The sequence below is a fragment of the Leptospira sp. WS58.C1 genome (assembly GCF_040833995.1).
Classification (GTDB): Bacteria; Spirochaetota; Leptospiria; order Leptospirales; family Leptospiraceae; genus Leptospira_B; species Leptospira_B cinconiae.
In genome coordinates this window covers 3,443,565-3,463,961 of sequence record NZ_CP162137.1, presented here as the reverse complement: position 1 = coordinate 3,463,961, position 20,397 = coordinate 3,443,565, and the positions used below count along the sequence as shown (strand labels likewise).

Annotated in this window: 18 protein-coding genes; 12 read left to right on the top strand and 6 right to left on the bottom strand. The window is 41.9% G+C overall.

Annotation, left to right across the window (positions count from 1 at the left end):
* The first annotated feature begins 51 nt into the window (after nt 1-51).
* From AB3N61_RS15955 to mtaB, 4 genes are all read left to right on the top strand, one after another.
* Nucleotides 52-2,592 carry an ATP-dependent Clp protease ATP-binding subunit gene (locus AB3N61_RS15955; RefSeq protein WP_020769333.1) on the top strand — a complete coding sequence of 847 codons (2,541 nt, stop codon included), beginning with the start codon at nt 52-54 and terminating at the stop codon, nt 2,590-2,592.
* Between the two features lie 74 nt (nt 2,593-2,666).
* On the top strand, nt 2,667-3,092 hold the full coding sequence (locus tag AB3N61_RS15950) for a hypothetical protein (protein ID WP_367898068.1): 426 nt from the start codon (nt 2,667-2,669) through the stop codon (nt 3,090-3,092).
* 32 nt (nt 3,093-3,124) lie between these two features.
* The gene (locus tag AB3N61_RS15945; RefSeq protein WP_020769006.1) at nt 3,125-3,913 is read left to right on the top strand and encodes a tetratricopeptide repeat protein; all 789 of its coding nucleotides are present in this window, start codon (nt 3,125-3,127) and stop codon (nt 3,911-3,913) included.
* Nucleotides 3,894-5,213 (top strand): tRNA (N(6)-L-threonylcarbamoyladenosine(37)-C(2))-methylthiotransferase MtaB, encoded by a 1,320-nt coding sequence (gene mtaB / locus AB3N61_RS15940; RefSeq protein WP_367898067.1) that lies wholly within the window; start codon nt 3,894-3,896, stop codon nt 5,211-5,213. Before AB3N61_RS15945 ends, mtaB begins: the two co-directional genes overlap by 20 nt.
* A 71-nt stretch (nt 5,214-5,284) precedes the next feature.
* Here the strand turns inward: mtaB and AB3N61_RS15935 are convergent, their stop codons facing one another.
* Nucleotides 5,285-5,947: a class I SAM-dependent methyltransferase gene (locus AB3N61_RS15935; RefSeq protein WP_020769297.1), complete on the bottom strand. Its 663-nt coding sequence runs from the start codon at nt 5,945-5,947 to the stop codon at nt 5,285-5,287.
* 177 nt (nt 5,948-6,124) lie between these two features.
* Between AB3N61_RS15935 and AB3N61_RS15930 the strand changes: the two genes are divergently transcribed.
* Nucleotides 6,125-7,762, top strand: a complete 1,638-nt coding sequence (locus AB3N61_RS15930; protein WP_367898066.1) for a hypothetical protein — start codon at nt 6,125-6,127, stop codon at nt 7,760-7,762.
* A complete protein-coding gene (locus AB3N61_RS15925; protein ID WP_020769062.1) occupies nt 7,759-8,910 on the top strand; it encodes a tetratricopeptide repeat protein in 1,152 nt (383 codons plus the stop codon). The genes AB3N61_RS15930 and AB3N61_RS15925 overlap by 4 nt, the downstream gene beginning before the upstream one ends.
* 6 nt (nt 8,911-8,916) lie before the next feature.
* On the opposite strand, the gene AB3N61_RS15920 is transcribed toward AB3N61_RS15925, so the two are convergent.
* Entirely contained in the window at nt 8,917-9,882 is a 966-nt protein-coding gene (locus tag AB3N61_RS15920; protein ID WP_367898065.1) for a metalloenzyme, read from the bottom strand.
* 74 nt (nt 9,883-9,956) lie between these two features.
* On the opposite strand from AB3N61_RS15920, the gene AB3N61_RS15915 reads away from it, so the two are divergent.
* From AB3N61_RS15915 to AB3N61_RS15895, 5 genes are read left to right on the top strand one after another with little or no spacing between them, the layout of a single operon-like run.
* Nucleotides 9,957-11,000 carry a hypothetical protein gene (locus AB3N61_RS15915; protein WP_367898064.1) on the top strand — a complete coding sequence of 348 codons (1,044 nt, stop codon included), beginning with the start codon at nt 9,957-9,959 and terminating at the stop codon, nt 10,998-11,000.
* A complete protein-coding gene (locus AB3N61_RS15910) occupies nt 10,997-13,234 on the top strand; it encodes a hypothetical protein (RefSeq protein ID WP_367898063.1) in 2,238 nt (745 codons plus the stop codon). Before AB3N61_RS15915 ends, AB3N61_RS15910 begins: the two co-directional genes overlap by 4 nt.
* A gap of 31 nt (nt 13,235-13,265) precedes the next feature.
* A complete protein-coding gene (locus AB3N61_RS15905) occupies nt 13,266-13,859 on the top strand; it encodes a tetratricopeptide repeat protein (RefSeq protein ID WP_367898062.1) in 594 nt (197 codons plus the stop codon).
* Nucleotides 13,859-14,062: a hypothetical protein gene (locus AB3N61_RS15900; protein ID WP_036089237.1), complete on the top strand. Its 204-nt coding sequence runs from the start codon at nt 13,859-13,861 to the stop codon at nt 14,060-14,062. Before AB3N61_RS15905 ends, AB3N61_RS15900 begins: the two co-directional genes overlap by 1 nt.
* Entirely contained in the window at nt 14,059-14,475 is a 417-nt protein-coding gene (locus AB3N61_RS15895; RefSeq protein ID WP_020769186.1) for a hypothetical protein, read from the top strand. Before AB3N61_RS15900 ends, AB3N61_RS15895 begins: the two co-directional genes overlap by 4 nt.
* Here the strand turns inward: AB3N61_RS15895 and AB3N61_RS15890 are convergent.
* The 4 genes from AB3N61_RS15890 to serC all read right to left on the bottom strand — a co-directional run bounded on the left by AB3N61_RS15890 (nt 14,437) and on the right by serC (nt 18,539).
* Nucleotides 14,437-16,317: a hypothetical protein gene (locus tag AB3N61_RS15890; RefSeq protein WP_367898061.1), complete on the bottom strand. Its 1,881-nt coding sequence runs from the start codon at nt 16,315-16,317 to the stop codon at nt 14,437-14,439. The two genes, AB3N61_RS15895 and AB3N61_RS15890, sit on opposite strands and share 39 nt — an antisense overlap.
* A gap of 22 nt (nt 16,318-16,339) precedes the next feature.
* On the bottom strand, nt 16,340-16,774 hold the full coding sequence (rpiB, locus tag AB3N61_RS15885; RefSeq protein ID WP_020769363.1) for a ribose 5-phosphate isomerase B: 435 nt from the start codon (nt 16,772-16,774) through the stop codon (nt 16,340-16,342).
* A gap of 79 nt (nt 16,775-16,853) precedes the next feature.
* On the bottom strand, nt 16,854-17,429 hold the full coding sequence (locus AB3N61_RS15880; protein ID WP_020769259.1) for a hypothetical protein: 576 nt from the start codon (nt 17,427-17,429) through the stop codon (nt 16,854-16,856).
* A gap of 18 nt (nt 17,430-17,447) precedes the next feature.
* Entirely contained in the window at nt 17,448-18,539 is a 1,092-nt protein-coding gene (serC, locus tag AB3N61_RS15875; RefSeq protein ID WP_367898060.1) for a 3-phosphoserine/phosphohydroxythreonine transaminase, read from the bottom strand.
* A 157-nt stretch (nt 18,540-18,696) separates the two neighbouring features.
* Between serC and AB3N61_RS15870 the strand changes: the two genes are divergently transcribed.
* Nucleotides 18,697-20,370: a P83/100 family protein gene (locus AB3N61_RS15870; protein ID WP_367898059.1), complete on the top strand. Its 1,674-nt coding sequence runs from the start codon at nt 18,697-18,699 to the stop codon at nt 20,368-20,370.
* Nucleotides 20,371-20,397: the final 27 nt, after the last annotated feature.

Genomic DNA, 20,397 nt, shown 5'->3' with positions numbered 1-20,397 from the left:
GGATGCGAATACAGTCTAACCTACAGAACCCATCAGGAAGGGCGTGCAATTATGTTGGAATTTACTAAAAGAGCAAAACGAGTAATCAACGAGATCGCGCAGGACGAAGCAAAACGTCTTGGTAGCGAATTTATAGGCCCTGAACATATCTTATTAGGTTTGTTAAAGGAAGAAGATTCGGTCGCGATAAAAATACTGAATAACCTGAACATCAATCTGAACGAACTTCGTAAAGAAGTAGAGCGAAGGACCAGGGAGAACTCCGGCACATTGTTGATGGACATGGCCCAAGGGCAGGATCGATACCAAAAAATTATCGAACTCTCCAAGGAAGAAGCCAAACGTCTGAAACACAACTATGTTGGAACGGAACATATTCTTCTAGCATTATTGCGGGATAATAATAATATCGCAGGTGGAGCGTTATACTCCTTTAGCGTGAACTATAATGTGATCAAAGGAGAGATCTTGCGTCTTTTAGGCGCTCCTCCTACAAGCACAGTGGGAGTTTCCAGCCAGCCAACCGCTCAGCCTGGAACTCCTCGCGCTGAAAAAACGAAAACTCCGATCTTGGATGAGTTTGCAAGAGATCTTACCCAACTAGCCAGAGATAAAAAACTGGATCCGGTCGTGGGAAGATCCAACGAGATCCAAAGAGTGATCCAAATCCTTTCTCGTAAAACTAAGAACAACCCGGTCCTCGTTGGAGAATCCGGAGTCGGTAAAACGGCAATTGTCGAAGGTCTTGCGCTTGCGATCGTAGAGAAGAATGTCCCGGATCTACTTTTCGAAAAACGTGTACTTTCCCTAGATCTAGCAAGCTTGATCGCTGGAACCAAGTATCGCGGAGAGTTCGAAGAAAGATTGAAGAAGATCATGAAAGAAATTTCTTCTTCTAATAATATCATCATATTTATCGATGAGTTGCATACTCTGATCGGAGCGGGTGCGGCAGAAGGAGCGGTAGATGCCGCAAATATCCTGAAACCTGCACTGGCAAGAGGCGAGCTGCAATGTATCGGAGCTACGACCAGTACCGAATACCGCAAGTATATAGAGCGTGATTCGGCATTGGAAAGAAGGTTCCAAGTCGTAAAAGTTGCAGAACCTTCCGTAGACGATGCGATCCAAATCCTTACAGGACTCAAAAAAGCGTATGAAGCTCACCATAAGGTGCGTTACTCCGAAAGAGCTTTGGACCAGGCAGTTAGATTATCTCATAGATATATCAATGATCGATATCTACCAGACAAGGCGATTGATATCATCGACGAAGCGGGAGCAAAAGCGAGACTTGCGAACTGTGCCCGTCCTCAAGCAGTAAAAGATTTGGAAGAAGAGATCAAATCACTTTCCCAAAAGAAAGAAGATCTAGTTCGCTCCCAAGAATACGAAAAAGCTGCAGGAGTTCGCGACGAGGTAAATCGTAAAAAACAAGTTCTGGAAGAAAAGATCAGATCTTGGCAGGAGAAACTGGACGATTTCGCGGTTTCCATCGACGAAGACGATATTCTTTCCGTGGTTTCTCAATGGACCGGAATTCCATTACAAAGAATGGAAGAGAACGAGTCTTCTAGACTTCTTCGTTTGGAAGAGGAACTCAAACTAAGAGTGGTCGGTCAGGACGAAGCGATCGAAAAAATCGCAAAATCCGTTCGTAGAGCGAGAACCGGATTTAAAGCAGAGCGTAGACCTACCGGATCCTTTATCTTCCTCGGACCTACAGGTGTGGGTAAAACCGAGCTTGCTAAAGCGTTGGCTGAGTTCTTATTCGGAGACCAAGATGCAATGTTGCGTGTCGACATGTCCGAGTATATGGAACCGCATGCGGTCAGTAGATTGATCGGTGCTCCTCCAGGTTATGTTGGTTACGATGACGGCGGACAATTGACAGAGTTCGTGCGTAAAAAACCGTATTCTATCATCTTGTTGGATGAGATCGAAAAAGCTCATCATGATATTTTCAACGTTCTTCTCCAAGTAATGGAAGAAGGGAACCTGACCGATACCAAAGGTCGTAAGGTAAACTTCAGGGATGCGATCATCATCATGACTTCTAATATCGGTGCTAAAGAAATTTCTAGCACGGTTCGTTTAGGATTCGAAGATCGTTCCGGAGAGACAGACAAGTACAAGTCGGACCAAGCAAGAGAGCAGTTGAAAAAACATTTCAATCCGGAGTTCTTGAACCGTGTGGACGAAGTGGTTTACTTCAAACCTCTCAGAAAAGAAGAGCTAATGGCGATTATGGATATCATGATCAAAGACACCAATAAGAGATTATTGGATAAGAAGATCAAGATAGACCTGACTCCAGAAGCGAAGGACCACTTCATGGATATAGGCTACGACGAGAAGTTCGGAGCACGTCCATTGCGTAGAGTGTTCCAACGTGAGTTGGAAGATTATATGGCTGTCCAAACCTTGAAAGGGGCTTATAAAGAGCCTACCAAGATCACAGTATCCTTTAAAGAGGGAAAACTGGACTTCTTGGAAGAAGTTTGGACCGATTATAAACCTGCGGATCAAGGTTCCGACGGAGGAAATTCTCCAAACAATCCGGAGCGTTCCGAAGAACCTGCGCTAGTGTAATAGATCTTTGCCCCCTTACGGAAACGAAAAGGGGGCTTTTGATCTAGAAAGGGAGACTTTATTGGAGAGGGTGTATGCCGTACCTGATTCCCATCATATTTGTGCTCCTTTACCTTTTGGTCCGTCAGGTATGGTTCCATTTACGTAAGATCAGAACCGTTGCAGGGATCGAAAAAATTTCCCTATGTGTTTTCCAGCCTGATTTATTTCTTCCCGAGGTACGCGTCCTCTACAAATACTACTTCCAAGGCGGGGTCTACTTCGGATCCGGTTATATGCTGTTGACGGATTTCCTCGACCAAGAGGAATACGAGATATACAGAAACTTGGACGGTTTACCTGTTTTGGAAACCGGGGATTTTCAGATCGTATCTGAGGAAAGAATAGAACATTTCCTTTCCATACGATATCCGAGTATAATCGTTTTCATCGACCCGGTGGAGCCATTTCATTCCTTAATTGATTGTCTAAATACAAAATCAATGGGGGTCCCCACCTAAAATTTTTCCCGCCTATAAAAAGTGACCAAAAGATGCACAAAGGAAAAATACTCCTACTTACACTGATACTATTTGTATCTTCCGCGGGGAATATTATCGCTCAAAGCGAACCGGATTACCAAACGGCATTGGAAGAATTCCAAAAAGGAAATTCCGAAAAAGCTTTAGAGATCATTCGTGTACTTCACGAACAAGGAAAAAGATCCTACGAAACCCATTATTTGGCGGCTTTCTGTCATTATAATGCGGGAAGAAATAAATCTGCAGCCACTCATTGGTCCGAAGCTTTAAAATTAAAACCCGGAGATCCGGCCGTTAGTATCGATTTTGCCAGATATCTGATCCAAGTAGGTAGAAATCCCGACGCTTTGGAGATCATATATAATTCTTACCAATCCAATCCTAAAAATAGAGAAGTAAGATTATTATACGCGACTTCTTTATTATATAATAATAAAGCGAGAGAAGCATTATATATTATCGAAAAACTAAAAGCAGAAGATGGGAGCGATTACCGTCCTTTAGTTCTGGAAGCTCAGGTTTATTTCTATTTAGGAAGCGCGGAAAAAGCGGAAGTCAGTTTGAAATGGGCTCAGTCTTTAGTTCCGGATAATCCGAATGTGTTGAATAATTTAGGGTTAGTTTACGAAAAAGCGGGAAACCAAGAAGCAAAAAGAGGGAATATCAAAAAGGCCCTCGAACAATTAAGAAACGCTAAAGAACAATTGGAATCCGCACTTAAGTTAAAACCGGACGACGAAAAAATAAAAGGTAATATCAGAAGAATAGAGGCAAGGATCAATGCCCTTTCCGCCGGCTGAAAAAAAAGTATTATTCCATACCTTAGGCTGTAGGCTCAATTTTTTTGAGTCGGACGGTTTATTCTCTTCTTTGAGTAAACACGGATATTCCGTAGCCGGTGCGGAAGATATTCCCGATGTGGTTGTGGTCAATACATGTACCGTCACTAATAAAGCAGATTCAAGAAATCGTAATATTATTCGCAATGCCATCAAAAGATATCCCGGCGCTCAGGTTTGGGTAACAGGTTGTTATGCTCAAACCGACAAAGAATCCATAGAATCCATTCCTGGGATCGCAGGTGTGATCGGTAACGAGAACAAATCGGATCTGCCTAGATTGATCTTAGAAAAAGAAGGAGCGGATCCTTCTTATATTCCAGTCGTTTCAGATCGATTTGCATATTCGGACGTTCTACCAAATGGACATACTAGGGCTTATTTAAAGATCCAAGACGGATGTGATCGTCAATGTTCTTATTGTAAAATTCCCCAGGCCAGAGGAAAGGGTGTCTCCCGAAATTGGAAGGATGTACTGGATCAGGTTTCCTTTCTTCAGGACAACGGAGTAGGAGAGATCATACTTACGGGTGTGAACCTGGGATGGTATAGGGACGCAGAAGGCAAAAAGGCATTTCCTAAAATGCTCGAGGCAATCTTAAATAAATTGGAATATTCCAGGCTCAGACTTTCTTCCATTGAGCCTCCGGATGTGGGTGTGGAACTTGCGGAACTTCTTACCCATCCTAGATTTACTCCGTTCTTGCACGTTCCTTTACAAAGTGGAAGTAAAGAGATCCTGAAAAGAATGAAACGCAGTTATACTCCGGAAACTTTCCGTAAAAGGATAGAACTCGCTAAGTCCAAGATCCCTGATTTATTTTTAGGAACGGATGTGATCGTAGGTTTCCCGGGAGAAACAGAACAGGATTTTCAGGACTCTTGTTCTATTCTGGAAGAATTAGGTTTTTCTAAAATACATGCATTTCCGTTCTCCGTTCGGAAAAATACTTCCGCGGAGCAATTTCCGGAAACCGTTTCTAAGGATACTAAAAAGGAAAGAGTTCATTCTCTTATGGATCTTTCTCAAAGGCTGCATCGCAAATATGCAGAAAGCCAATTCTCTAAAAGCAGAGAGGCCGTTTTGGAAAGAGGCGGAATTGCGGTGACAGACAACTATCTAAAAGCAGTGATACCCGAAAGCGATGTGAAAAGTTTAAGCCCGGGACAGTTCTTGACTGTAGAGATCGGAGAGTATATCCCTGATGTTGCCGATAAAGAAGGTAAGGTCTCCGCCAGGATACTTGCCGCGATCGGCTAATTATTTAGATTTTTCTAAATAATTAGCCGATCATCCGTTTGGACTGTTCGTCATATACAAGCTAAAGAAGTTTAAGAACGGATCAATTCTTCCGAATACATTTCTTCTTCTCTCAGATCGTAATAACCGTATTCGAATTCAGGGCCTGATTGGATTTCCAATCCGTATACGTTTTCACTGATGCGAACAGTTTTAATAATTTCTAATTTATACTGTTCCGCTAAAAACTTCATTTTATCCAAAGAGATCTTATCGTTGATCCTAGGGCCGATCGGATATTCGTTTTTAACCCAGTCTAGGACGATCAATTTGCCACCCTTCTTCATCGAACGAATGAGGCCGTCCATTGCTTGGCCTGGGTCGGCAAAAGTGGAAAGTACTAAGGATGCAAAAATAACTTCAGGAACAGGGATCCATTCCGGCAATAGGGGACGGTCCGCTTTTTCCATATAAAACGGAGTGAATCTTTGGATATTTTCGCGGTTTTTCCAATGTAATACTTCGTCCAGAAAATCTTGGTTACATTCTGCACCCCAGACCCAGCCCTCTTTATGAATGGATTTGAGAAGTGTTTCCGTCCAGAAACCAAGACCCATCCCGAAATCCACGATATTCTGCACATCCTTTAGCGAAAAATGTTTCAAAACGATTTCCGGAGGAGTAAGCTCACGTCTCTTACTAGAGAGGAGAAAATTCTGATATTCTGGGTCGTAATAATATTCTATATCGATCATTTAATTGCCGGAAGTCGTATTATGTCATATGAATGCTTTCGTTAGTCAAGACCAAACCGAAAGGAGAAGTTTCCATATATTGTGCATTTTATATTATTTTCCCCACATTCTCCTAAAAACCGAAGTAAAAATTTGCGTTGTAGCAACCGATAATCTAATTCGGAACCTCATTTCCAGATGAAAATTCGACTCCGGATCCTATCTATATTCTTCCTTTCGGTATTTGGCGGCTCTATCTATGCCCAGGACTTTCGTCTGGATAATGATAACGCAAGTGTCGCCAATTCGATCAACGTGGAAGTCCTAAAAGATGGTAGGTCCGTTCGAATCAGTTGGGAGGCGCCTAGGGAGACAGGCGAGATTATAGTGGCCCGTTCTTCTTCCATCATTGATAGTCCCGAAAAATGTTATATCTCCGATTCGTTAGGAAAATTTCCGAGCGGTGTCGCTAACGGTGTGAATCAGATCTATGATTATAATCTGAAACCCGGAACTTATTATTACGCAGTTATATTGGCTCATCACGTAAGGAAGAAGGATGTTCGATTAGTCGCAAATCGTAATTACACTACGATCCCGATTGTGATAGAGAACAATCCACAACCACAGACAAATTATCCTCCGACCAATACTCAGAATAATTACCCTCCCGCTACGAATACGAATCAGCCGCCACCTGAGGAGCAGAAGTATCTTTCGGATAATGCTAGGGTCACCGATATCTCCGTAAAAAGAGAAGGTCAGTTCCTTCGTATTTCTTGGGAACCGTATCCTAAAGGAATTCCAGGGGAGACTATTTACACGATCTATAAATCCGCAGAACCGATGTCCAGCATGACATCGATGAGAAAAGCGGAGAAGTTAGCGGAAGTTTCTCATCCGGAAAACACTTTCTTGGATCAGGATCTGACAAAGTCACAAACTCTTTATTATGGCGTTTCCGTAAAACAAGGTTTGAAAGAAGTTCTACCTTTGGTGCAGAACCAATCCTTCATTCGTCAATTTTATGTTTATGATCAAGATAAAAGAAAACCTCCTAACGAAGGAGATTCAGTAGTTACAAATCCTCAATTCGCATACGATGAAATGCACGTAAAGGATCTGAAGGCAAGTGTGGTTGACGGAGGAGTTCGTCTAGATTGGAAATCTCCCGATCGTGCGGATGAAAATACTATCTATTCCATCTACCAAGCGGGTAAACCGTTATCGGGCGGGGTTTCTACTTTCCTTGGCGGTAATGTTAGAAAATTGGGAGAAATAGCTCATCCGGATACGAACGTGATGGTGAAGATGAAAGCCTACACCGGAACCATGTATTTTGGGGTTACCGTAAAACGAGGAGATTTGGAAGATTTCACACTGACTCAGGATCAATCGTATGTGGCGATCGGTGGATCCGGTCCTACCGAGAACAATACCCAAACGGCAGAAAACGACAAACCTAGCAAAAACGAACCGACGGAAGAAGAGCAAGTTCCTCAGAATAACCAAAACGTTCAGAACGATGAAAAACAACCTTTGATCGTCGAGCAGGAAGAACCGACCGACGAAGAAATTGATCGTGTATTGAGATCGACGTATTGGAAAAACGAATACGGAGAAGCGGTAAAACAATTGGCTCCTTATGCAGGTTCTAGTGATATAGATATTAGAGGAAAAGCAAAGTTTTTCCTCGGAATGTCTTTTTATAAGAAGGGCGAATATAATAAAGCCCTAAAGTTCTTCGTTCAAAAGGATACAAAGAACTACAATCCGGAACGAACCGAGTTCTGGACCAAACAATGTCTGGCCCGGATCGGCGGAGGAAGAAGATGAACCGTTCCATCATTTTAGTCACGGGATTTTTATTCGTATGCGCAGGCCTTCTTACCGGAATATACACTGCGGTGATCCAAGACACTGATTCCACAAATAAAGGGATCATGGAAAAAGTCAGAGAAGGAGAGGAATTCCTAAAACATTCCAATCCTAAATCTTCCGAAAAGGCCTTGGACATTTTCGCTGAATTATCCTCCAAGGATGTGGGCACGGATCTTTCTTTCCGCATCCAATACGATCTGGCAACCGCTCTGGACAAGACCGGAGATAAGATGAGAGCCCTTGGCATCTTCAGAGAGCTGAACCAAAAAGAAGGTTTGGCTCGCGAGGAAAAGGCTAGGGTCGCCTACGGCCTTGGGAATCTACTTCTTTTATTAAACAGGGATGAAGAAGGTAAGGGACACTTGGAAGAAGTTCTTAGGACTTCCGGAGACAATAAGCTTAGATCCAACGCGTTATCCGCAATTGCCGATTATTATATGAAAAAAGGTAACTACGATCAGTCTAGAAAGAACTACGTATTGGCCTTACAAGAAGATCCTGAAAACGTAAAAGCGAGGGTCAGATGGGGAAAATCTTTACGTAGAATGGGTAAAGATTGGTCCGCTTACGATGTGTACGAGGATTACGTTCAGTCCGACGCTTACTTCGATCCGGACAAGGTTGCCGTGGATAAGGAATTCCGTTCCGGACTTCTCGAGAAGGGAAGAGAATTATACGTTCGCAAGGAATATTACTCTGCGATCGAAACCTTGAAAAAGGCTTTGGACATCGGTGTCAGCGAAAGAGCTAGGGAACAAGCCTGGTATTATATCGCGGAAAGTTACGACGCTTTGGGAAAATCGGAACAAGCCATCCAGTATTTGAACAAAATCCTGGAAAATTCGGACGGAACCTTGGATCAAGCCGCTATGTTCAGAAAGGGGACCATTTATTTCAGAGGCGGAAAGTATGAGAAAGCTGCTGCGGTTTTCCAAGAATCTGCGGATAGAAATCCCGATAGTCCTGTAGGTAAAAAATCGGCTGCTTGGAAAAAAGAAGCCTTGGATCAGATAGAAGACGATCTTAGATACAAGGACGGAGAAGGCGGCGGAAAAGCTAAACCTAGCGACGATGATCGTCAAGACGACGATTGGAAATATTAAGAAATTTTAATTTGCAGATGTCTGAATAAATTCTTGTTCGGACATTTGGATCTGTATCCCTAAACAATCGTAGATTGCATGAGGGATATCTTTTAAAGCGTGTATCTTGTCCTTCATTTGTTCCGTATATTTACCGTACAGAATAGTTGGCACCGGATTCACCGTGTGCACATCTACAGTCAGATCTTCCAGGTTTCCATGGTCGGAAGTGAGAATGAGCTGGTCTTGTTCAGGATCCATCGCGTCCAAAACTCCGAGTAAAAAACTCTCCAGGTCGGAGATACATTTTTCGGCACCTTTCCAGTTCATTTTATGGCCTACCTTATCCGTGATAAAGTATTCGTAGATACACAAAGTATGATCCTTCATCGCGGGAATGATCTCATTACCGGTTTTGTACGGATCTTGGATCTCTAAAACCGGATCATCCTTATCTATAAAGTCCTTTCCGAACTTCCTAAGGAAATCGCGGCTGATGTCCATATATAGACCCTTACCATCTCTCAAATCATCCATATCTCTTAAGGGTTTGTCTGCAGCCATTTGGATCAAAGTAGAAGCGGATACATGTCTAGGATGTTTTTTTATATGTTCTGCAAAACCTGGGGTATAACAGTTCAATAGATCCGCTTTAAATCCGTTCTCTTCTAAGATACGAATAATGGAATATTTTGCGATGATACGTTTTAAGGTGAATGTGGGAAATCCACTCATGTGACGGTTCAAGACCTGGCAGGCATTGATCCCTGTCCAAAGTGAAGTTTGGCCTGTGGCGCTTTGGGGAAGTCCCTTGATTCCCATACTTGCGTCCGTTTTAAGATAGGTGAGTTCTCTTAATTTGGAGGGGGAATCTTCCGGGATCGTTTTGTTGCCCAAGGGTAGAAATATCCCCTTTGCATACTTGGAGAATGGATTTTTATCCGGATTGTTTTCCCCAAAGCCTATCCCGTCTATAAATACATAAAATATCATATTGGTCCGAGAAGTATCGATTATCCCATTGAATTAGACTGATTCTTTATGAAGGAATCGCCGATACTAGAAGGGTGAACCCGCGTAAACATAGCAAAAGATCTCGAATTCTATCTCTGATACTGCTATGTATCGTATTGATTTCCATCCCTTTTTTCCCGGGCGCTTGGAAGGACGCGGTTTTCTTCTCTCCGATCCAAATTCTTAGTTTGTACCCTAAACTGAAAAAGGAATCTTTCCTAGACTCTATCCTAGAAAGATTTCAAAATAAGTACTATGATCTGGGTTATAGATTCGAATATTTGATGAGAGAATTTCCAAGACCTGAAACCGACAAGGATGCGGAAGCCTTAGGAAAACTTTTCAGTTCTTCCATTCAATTAAAACAGATCCGAATTTATGATTATAATTTCCGAACCATGTATTCTTCCGATCCGAAAGGACCGGGATTTCATAAGGGACTCAGATTACTCGGAATGCAGGTGCCGAAAGCTGGTTGGGTAGAAGATACGGATGGATTTTTATTATACAGAAATTCTTCAGGTGATCTATATCTACAGATCTTAAAAGAAGACGGCGATCGGATCGTCCAAGAAGCAAGCGGTTCTAAAAAATCCTTTTTACCGCGAGACTTCTCCGACGGGATCTTATATTGGGTCTTCAGTCGGCCGCGAGGGCTTGGGCATGATGAGACGGACTCTTCTAAAAAGAAGGAAGAAGATTTCGAACTACTGGAAACCAATCTGAATCCTAACAGTCCATTATTTCCGGATTCTGCCGGTATTTCAAACTCGGAAGAATCCAAGGTAATGATACACGCGTTGTTGGATAAAAATTCCAAGTCCCAGAATATATTACTCCGCCCAGTTTGGGAAAAGACAAACGTAGAAGATCTAGAAATTTTTCTGTCGCAACCTAGAAAAACGAGAGCGGAAGAGTTATTATTGATCTTAAGTGCATTTTCGATTTCTTTAATTTCTTTGATCTGCGGAATACTCGCCTCAAGAATACTTTTCACAATCCGAATGGAGAACCGTTTTTCCGAAAGAGATGAGGTGGTCCAAATGAAAACCGAGCTGATCCGTTTACTCGGACAATTTAGGGAAAAGGCAAAATGATCGGCTTTAAATTCAGACTTATACTCGCTTTATCTTTTATATTTTCCGTTTCAGTACTTTTATTAGAACCGTACTTCCCTTCCGGGATCTTTTATAAGTCCAGATTGGAATCCGTATTTGTTTCCTTTAATAAAGAGATCTTAGAGTTAGAAAAAAAGATCAGAGAATCGGATCCGGAAGAATTGGACGCGAACAATGTATTTCTTCCCGTAAAAAATTTTTTATCCTGGGACCCGAACCTAAAAAATACTCCGAATCTGGAATTTTCAGGGGACAAGGAAAGATATTTATTGTCCCAAGCTTGGGAAGGAAAGACGAGTCGTTTTCTTTCTTTAGAAAACGAACCTGTACTATTCGTTCCCTTATATACGAAGTCTGTCGCAGTACTTGCCGTCTTAGATAAGGAAAAATTCAAAATTTCCTTGGACGATAAGGTGGAATACTTCGTTCCTGAACCAAGACTAGGCACTTTCCAAGATTGGGAAGAAAATGGGGATAAAACGGATCCTAGAAAGGTTTCGGAAGAAGTTTTGAAATCTATGAAAGATGGAGGAACCGACTTTAAAGAGATCCGTTTAGGAGATAAATTATACAGGGCATATTACGCTTTTTATCCGGAAGATAAGATAGGTTTTATCCAAGGGATTTTGCTTTTAGTACCTTTCGAACGTAATATTTTCTTAATATTGTTTCCGGTTTTTTTCGGCTTATTGCTCCTATTGGATGCTTGTATCCTTTTTGTCCGCAAAAGTAAATCCTCTTCTTCCTATTCGAAATCGGATGTTTCCAAACTCATTCAAACTCTTTCTAAAAGGATAGAAGAGACCAATTTTAAACAGATCGAAGCGGCAAAAATGCAAGAGTTACCCGATCTTCCGGAAATCGTAACGATCCCTCCCGTTTTGGAGACTAAACCTAGTGCTAGCGGGACATTCTATGTTCTACCTTTCGATCTGCCCGGGGATTCTTTTTTAACTCCTAAGTTTTTGAGAGAAAAGAAAGAGCCAATCCATATAGAAAGTGAAGTGGCTTCCGCTCCTTCGGCGGTATCCGTCGTGGAAATGCCCGAAGCTCTTCAGAAAAAGAGAGATTCTATTTTCACGGACGAATTAGCGAGACTTGTGGATAAGGTAAAATCCACTTCTCCAGAAATTCCTAAGATCCAAATTTTAGATCGTCCAAAAGATTCGGGACTATTAGCAAAAGCCCTGAGAGTAACAGGACTAGCGGAGATCGGTTTGAAAGCTGCGAGGGGGCTTGCTCCTCAGCATAAATCCAGATTTTTTCTTTGGGCGAGAGCTTGGTGGGGAATTCGTAAAACCGATCCGAACGAGGAACTTCCCCTTTCGGAAAAATTCAGAAGCTGGTTGGATAAACAACCGATCCGTGAAAAAAGGAAAATTTTAGAAGTTTTAGATGAGATCCACCAGGGTTTGGATGCTCCCGTTTCTTCTTTATTAAAATATTATCTTACGATTTTTTCCTCTCTTCATCTGAAATCTTTCAGTATTCATTTTTATGATAGAAGAAGGGGAGCTTATCTTCCTGTTGTGTCCTACGGTTTACAACCTTATAGCCGTCAGAATATGATCTTTTTATACGGAGATCAATTTTTAGGGAAAGAAACGGGAGATGTTTCCATCATTGACGTTACTGAAGAAAGGCGTAACGATCATTTTTTCCGTAAAAAATTCGACTCTGCGGATTTGGATGGAGTGATGAGAATTGTTTCTTTTCCACTTTTTAGATCCGGTTTGGATTTTAGATTTTTCCTAATGTTCCCGGACCCGCCTAATAACGATCTGGCGGATCAGATTAAAGAGAATGTGGAAAATTCCATAGAACCCGTGGAAGATGCATTTTTACAATTAGAGATAGAGCAGGCTTCGCATGCCATCCAGGACAAAAGGGATTTGGTCCAGATCCAATTTTTACTTCTTCGTTGGGCAACTCACGGTGAAAGAAGCAGATGTAATTTATACAAGATCAAATGTACGGGCGACTTGGATTATTCTGCCATTGACAAATGGAGAAAGGAAGTACTTGAGGAGGTCCAACCTAGACTCGGAGCGGAAGATTACGGGTTTGGAGTCTCTCCTTCCGAAATTTTCGTTTTGTCCAGAGAGGAAAGAGAATCGGAACTTAGAATGATCTTGGATTCGATAGGAAAGGAATATCAGATCACTCCACTTCCTTATCCGGAAAACGGAAAAAATTTGTACACATATATTTAATATTTTTCTGTCGGATAAGATTGAATCGAAAATGCGCTCTCTCTTATACATCCTTCTGATCTGTTCCAGTTTTTCTCCTTCTTTTCCTCAAGAAGAAAATAGAAGAGAATGGAATAAGGCGGCAAAACAGAAAGTTTTACTTCTTCACCAAAGTGGAAAAGAAGCGGAGAGCCTTCCTTTCCTGGAAGAATACGTTAAAAAAAATCCGAATGAGTTGGTCTATAAACTCTATTTAGCCCGGGCACTTTTTTGGAGAGCCGACTTGGAACTGCCTGGTCATTCGGAAGATGTGTTTTCTAGAATGGAGAAGGTCCGAAAGATCCGGGATAATTACTTGAGAGCAGCCAGTCTTTTCGAAGAGAATGTCGGATATTTAGCAAAGGTAAGTCCGAGAGATCCGGATTTGGGAAAGTGGACCTTTTTATGGGCCATGTCCGAATGGTATGCGGGCAGGGAAGACCGAGCTATTCAGCTATTTAAGAAGTCTTTTAAGCATGATTTTCGTTTGAATCAGGCAAATTACAATATTGGGGCGATTTACGAAAGCCTTGGACAAATCCTAGATTCTCAAATTTATTACGGAACCTACTTGAAAAACGAAAAGGAACTGAAAGAAGAGGAGTAATGGCCCGTGTCGAAAGAAGATTTCAGATGCTCCTCACCGAGGAAGAATTCGAATTATTGAGGACTGAGGCGGAGAAACGAGACCTCTCCGCTTCCGAACTACTTCGCTCCTGTTTTCGGAACGAAGTGTTTAAATCGGATTCTTATCAAAGATTGGAAGCCTTGAGAGAATTATCCAAAATTTATCCGGAAGCAAAAGTTTGAAATTATTAGTTTCTTCCGATTGTTTCAGGGATTTGATGCTCGGAAATTCCGCTTCTCGTCGCTCCGTATCGAATGCGATCGAATCACTTACCAAAAAAAATCATATCTTCGTTTTGGCTCTTCCTAGTTTGGATACGGTTCTTGCAAAAGAGCCCGATCCTTTAACAAGGGAGATCATCTGGAACCAATCCAAAAATTTATTCTTGGATTTTCTCACCATAAGAAAGGAAGAGATCTCGCTTGCGATACGGCTTTCTGCTTCTAAAAATCTGGATTGGAAAGAATGGTTGGAGATTGCGACCGCTTCTTTGGCGGACTTGGATGGGATCTTATGTACGGATCCTAAATGGAAAGAGCAGAATTTAGTAAAGATCTTACTCGCTCAGGAAATAGACCTCGACGGGGTCGCTTAATGGACTCAGTTGGTCCGGACCATTTTCCGGATCGTACAAAGAGTTATAAGCCGCAACTTTGAAATAATACGTTAATCCTTTTTGAAAGAATAAAAGTTTTTTATCGTAAGGGTCCTTACGAGGTTTCTTCTTTTTCTTTTTGGATTTAGGACTATCATCTTCGTCGTCATTTTCTTCCGGCTTTTCCGCGTTCAAAGAAATGAGCCGATTGTCTATACACTGACAAAGTTTAGGCCCGCTCATGTCGTTTCTTTTAGGACAAGTGGAATCATCACCCAAGATCGGATCCAAATACTCGCTCATCGGATGTTTGGTTTTTCCCTTGGTGGATAGAACCGGCATTTTTCCTTTTTCCAATTCTTTGCTGGTGCCTTTTAAGATCCCGACCATACGGTTTGGACCGACCCCATAATGGATAACATAACCGCCTTTTTGCTGCACATTCTTTTCCGGGTTTTGGGTCCAGCTCAAACAAACGCGAGGACTTTGTGCTTCCGGATCATAATCGTCAAAGTTCACTATTTTTAAACCGGCGGGTTTGACTGGAGGAGTAGTTTCTCTATAAGAAAAAGTTAATGCTTCTAATTCAGGGCTGGACTTTGAACCTGAATCGGTCTTAAATTTGACCTTTACTTGGTAATATTTGAAATAAGAGAGTTTGTTTCCCCAGATTTTATCCAGAGGAATACGATAGCTGGAAGATTTTCCTTTTGGAGAACTTTCTTCTTCCGTTTCCCTATATGGATCATCTTCTTTGAATTCTTCTTCTATCTTTCTGAGATCGATCGATTTCCAGGAAGGGTATTCTTCCGTTTTGGAGAAAATTTTAGGAGATGATCTGAAATATAACTCGAGCACGGAAGATTTGGGTATATTCGCTTTTAATAATATTGCTTCCGGTAGAGAATTGGAGAACTTGGTCTTGTAAACGGGAGAAATTGCGGTCCCGAATTTCGCATCCGCAGTAAAGGAAGAAGGATCGTATTTTTGCCCGTCGTATTGTGTGGATAGGACCTCAGGATCAGGGCTTCCTTTAGAGACTAAAAAGTCGTCCAACCATCCGTAAAAACTTTCCCCGATCTTGAACGGAGTGCTGTCCTCCGGATGGAAACCGATCCGCATAATCGGTTCCTTAGAAGAGACAGAAGCCCTGTCGGTTTCTTTCCCGTTAATATAGAATACAATTTCTCTTTGAGCAGGCTTGAAATGGATGATAAAATGATTCCAATCCGATCTGGATAGTCTCGAGTTCCCTGCAAGTTTCAAAGATAAATGTGTTTTGTCCGTTTTTTGGAAAAAATTACGAAATTCTAATATCGGTATTTCGTCTTTTATCCTAAGGTCCCAGCCGAATTTTTTTCCTCGAGTATACAGCTCTTTGGAGAGTAGGACGGCTTCCTTATCCAGATTTCCGGGCAATATAAAAAAGGAGATATAAAATTCCTCCTTAATGTCGGAACTTGTAAGTATTCCTTTTGTTTTTCCGGAAACTTTGATACCCGATCTTTTACCGACGAAATCTGCGGATCTTTTTCCGGAATGTGCCTTTGCCGAATCGGGAAGATAAGAAGAGGATAATATTCTGTAACCTCCCGCTTTGTCGTTCAGGTCCGAGGCTTCCTTCTCCTCGAAATCTAAAAATAGATCGGAACCTTCTTTACGATCGCGGGGACTTAATTCTAATTTGGGGGCTCCGTTTTCCGTACTTCCCAAACGAACATATTTGAGAACGAATGCGCTTAAAGAAAATGAATTGGATTCGGCTGAGATGGAGACGGAGAAAAAAGAAACAAGACCGACCAAACCTAAGAGATAGACCGGATAAAGGATCTTGTTTCGCATTCTTAAAAGTTATATTCCGATTTTAAACGATGGTGTCTAACTGACCCACTCTTCTTTCATGGCGTCCCGCTTCGAAAGAAGTATTCAGCCATTTTTGAGCGATTCGGGCTGCCAGGTCTTTACCTAAAACTCTTCCGCCTAAAACCAATACGTTTGCATTGTTATGACGGCGGGACATTTCCGCGGTGAACTCGTCATGGCAAAGAGCAGCTCTGATCCCCTTATGACGATTTGCTGCGATAGAAGCTCCGATCCCTGTCCCACAAAGTGCGATCAGTCCATCCACTTCTTTAGAAAGTACTTTTTTGCAAGCGTCTGCAATTACTAAAGGATAATCCACAGAGGTCTCATCCTTTGTGCCTAAGTCCAGGATCTCAATCGAGTCCGCCAATTCTTTGCGAAGGTATTCTTTGAGTTCGAATCCACCGTGATCGGAAGCGATGCCAATTTTTTTCATGTTCTATAGGTACCGTACCTACGTGAATTCTCCGATTCAAGCAATTTACAGCAAGGATCGGAAAATAAGGAAAAGTTTCTTAATCGAAGAGACCTTCTTTCAGGAAATCGGGAGCGGTCTGGTAGAATTCCCAATGTTGGACGAAGAGGGCCATATAGGTATTTTGGAAAGTGGATAAGGGAAGAAGCTTTTCCGATAAGGATTGGTACTCAGCCTGGTGAAGCCTTGCTAAAAGTTCCTTTTTAGCCTCTAAAAAGTTACGTAAGTTTTTCTCTTCAAAAGCGGACAAACGAATGGTCTTTTCGTCGGAGAGTAAAAAGTTTTCGTAATAAGAAAACATAAGTTCTTTGGTTTCTCTATGACGAGAATGGTCGGCGAGTAAAGTCACTTGTTCTTCTTTAGAAAGTCCGGACATACGGATACATTCCAAACTTTGGTAAGCGGATTTAGCTTCTTGTAAGGCGAGATTTTCGGCGATCTTGGTCCTCTCTTCCGGAGAGAGTTTAGAAGTATAAAATTCCTTTAACTCTTTTGAGCCAGAGCCTTGGGATAAACAATGGCCTACTTTCAGTTTTGTAGGAAAAAATAATGGAGAAGCGGATATCCGGATCATACCCGCGCACACAAGAGTGAGGATCAGAAGAATGTGTTTCATTTTATCCTTCCGAAAGATTTAAACCTTTTTCTCGAATTCCTTCATGTATTCCACTAAGGCAATTACACCTTCTTTCGGCATGGAATTATAGATAGAAGCTCGTAAACCGCCGACTAACCTATGACCTTCTAATCCGTGGAGTCCTCTTTCTTCTGCTCCAGCCAAAAACTTAGATTCTAAATTTTTATCTTGCAAAGTGAAGACAACGTTCATTACGGATCTGGAATTCGGTTTTACGGGAGCATTATAAAAGGAAGTTGTATCCAAATAATCGTACAGGATTTTAGCCTTCTCCTCGTTGATCTTTTCGATCTTCTCCACTCCGCCTAGATCTTTTAGCCATTCAAACACAAGTTTGGACATGTAGATGGAATAAGTAGGAGGAGTATTATACATGGATTTATTTTTTGCTGTCAGAGCATAATCCATCAATATAGGAACGGTTCTTCCGGAACGACCGAGCAGATCTTTGCGGATAATGAGAACACTGAGACCGGAAGGTCCGATATTTTTCTGGGCTCCCGCAAATATCGCGCCGAACTTACTTACGTCTATTTTTCTAGAAAGAATTTCGGAAGTCATATCCGCGATCAGTGGAGCCTTGGTGATATCCGGAATATTCGCATAACGAGTTCCTAATAAAGTATTATTAGAAGTAATGTATACGTAAGCCGCTCCCGGATTTACCATGGAGTCGTTTAGTTCCGGAGTCTCGGTATACTTATGATCTTCTCCGTCGTAGATCTTTTTGACCGGATTGAATCTGAGAGCTTCTTCCATAGCCTTCTTCGCCCAGATACCTGTGACTGCGAAGTCGGCCGATTCCCCTTCCTTTAGAAGATTTAAGGGGAGGGCGGAGAAATGAAGGCTAGCTCCTCCGGAAAGAAACATAATTTCGTAATTTTCCGGAATAGATAATAATTCTCTGATCAAGGAAAGGGATGTATCCAGGACTTCTTCAAAAAGTTTTCCCCTATGGCTGTCTTCCATAATGGACATACCGGATCCGCGATAGTTCAGAAACTCGGATGCGGCCTTTTCCATGACTGGAGTGGGAAGCATCGCAGGACCTGCGCAAAAATTGTAGATTCGGCGCTCAAATTTGCTCATGAGGTTAGGGTAAAAATCAGGTCTCGGGAGGCAACTTCTTACTGTTCCAACATTCTGGAAGAATTGAAAAATCCTTGGCAGAGTCCTAACTAGAATCGTAAGATAGCCAATCGTCTCACCCGATTTCGGGAGATTCGTATTTGTAAGGAGTTCCATAATGTCACGGATTCGACTGGCCGTATTTCTAATCTTCCTCGGAAGTTTTAGCTTTCCGATCTTCGCCCAAGAGGGGCCCAAACTTGGAGAAAAGGAAGTTCGTTCTACCGGAAAGGTGAACTTCATCAATAGATCCGCTGCAAGAGCCGACGAAGAGACAAAAGGAAGTAACGCCAGAACCGGTGCCGGTATCTCCGAAGCATTAAAAAAAGATCCTAAATCTCCCGCTTCTGCGGATGGGATCACCGCGATCCGCATCCTTCCCGACGAGAAGGAAAAAAAATTCGGAGCCGATCTGATTAGCATCGGTAAAGACGCCGACTACGGACATATCAACTCCATCCAAAGGATCCTTTCCGGATATGTTAAGGCAAATTTCGGATATTCCGAAGCGAACTCGGATACATTAGCGACTTATATACTTTATTACAATGCGATCCATCGTAAGAGTGCGGATTATATCAAACGTAAGTATAATACCGAAGTTGTGAAAAACGCGCAAAAAGACAAGATCGGTATCGGTAGACGTTATACGGAATGGCCTGGTAAAACACAGATCGTAATCCCAATCGTATTTAATATTCTTACCGACGACGGAAAAGATCTGGATACCGATGAGCTAGAAAAAGAAGTCAATAAGGACCTGGACAAAAAGAAAGAAGGCCAAGACGATAAAAAAAGAATGAACGACCTTCAAAACGAGAAGGCAGACGAAGAAAAACGTAAACTCCAGGACAAAAAAGAAGAGAATAGAAAAAAACAAGAAGAAGCTTCCAACAAAGAAAGAGAAGCTGAAAGAGAGATCCAGGAACTGAACAAAGATCCTGTTAAAAACAAACAAAAGATCACTCAAAAACAAGAAGAACGTAAACAGGCCCAACAAGAACAACAAAAGGCCAAAAAAGAAGAGCAACAATTAAAGGAAAAAGAGAAAGAAATCGCTAAAAAAGAAGAATCCCGTAAATCGGATTCTAAATCTTCCTCATCTTCTTCCGATTCCAAAAGTTCTTCCTCCGGAGACTCAAAAAAATCCGAGGCTAAGTCCGATGATAATAAGTCCAAGGAAGAGTTAAAACAAGAACTGAAAGAAACTAAAAAGGAACTGGAAACGGTTAAAGAAGAACAGAAGAAGAAGGAAGAATTCGACAAGAACGTTGTCGGAGGAAAAATTCTATTCTTAAAAACCTTAAAGTACACTTCCGACGGACATTATAGCAATGAGTTACACGCGTTAGATCCTACCAAGGACGATACGATCTTCAAGGGTGACTTCAATAAGATTTGTGGACGTACCTTCGAAGTAGTGGATGGAAAAGCACTTGTGGTCGGTTACGAATCCGATCACTCCGCTGCCCACAAATTGATACTGATCGATCAGGAAACATTAAAACCTGCGATTTGGTCTGCTGATTCGGTATTCTGGCGATCTCCAATGATCATCAAAGGAGAAGAGATCTACGCCTTTGAAGAGAGAAACGGAAAATATTATTTAAGCCGTTACGACAAAGCCTTAAAGAAAACTGCGGGAAGTGAAGAGGAGATCAGCCCGAACTCCAATGTGACTTTCTTCGGTGAAAAAATTTACGTAACCGGCAAGGAAGAAGGTTCCGGAAAAACCGAAATTGCAGTGTTCGGCAAAGCCGATCTGAAATTAATCAAAAAGATCAAACCGTAAGATTTGGCTTTGGTTTATACGGAAAAG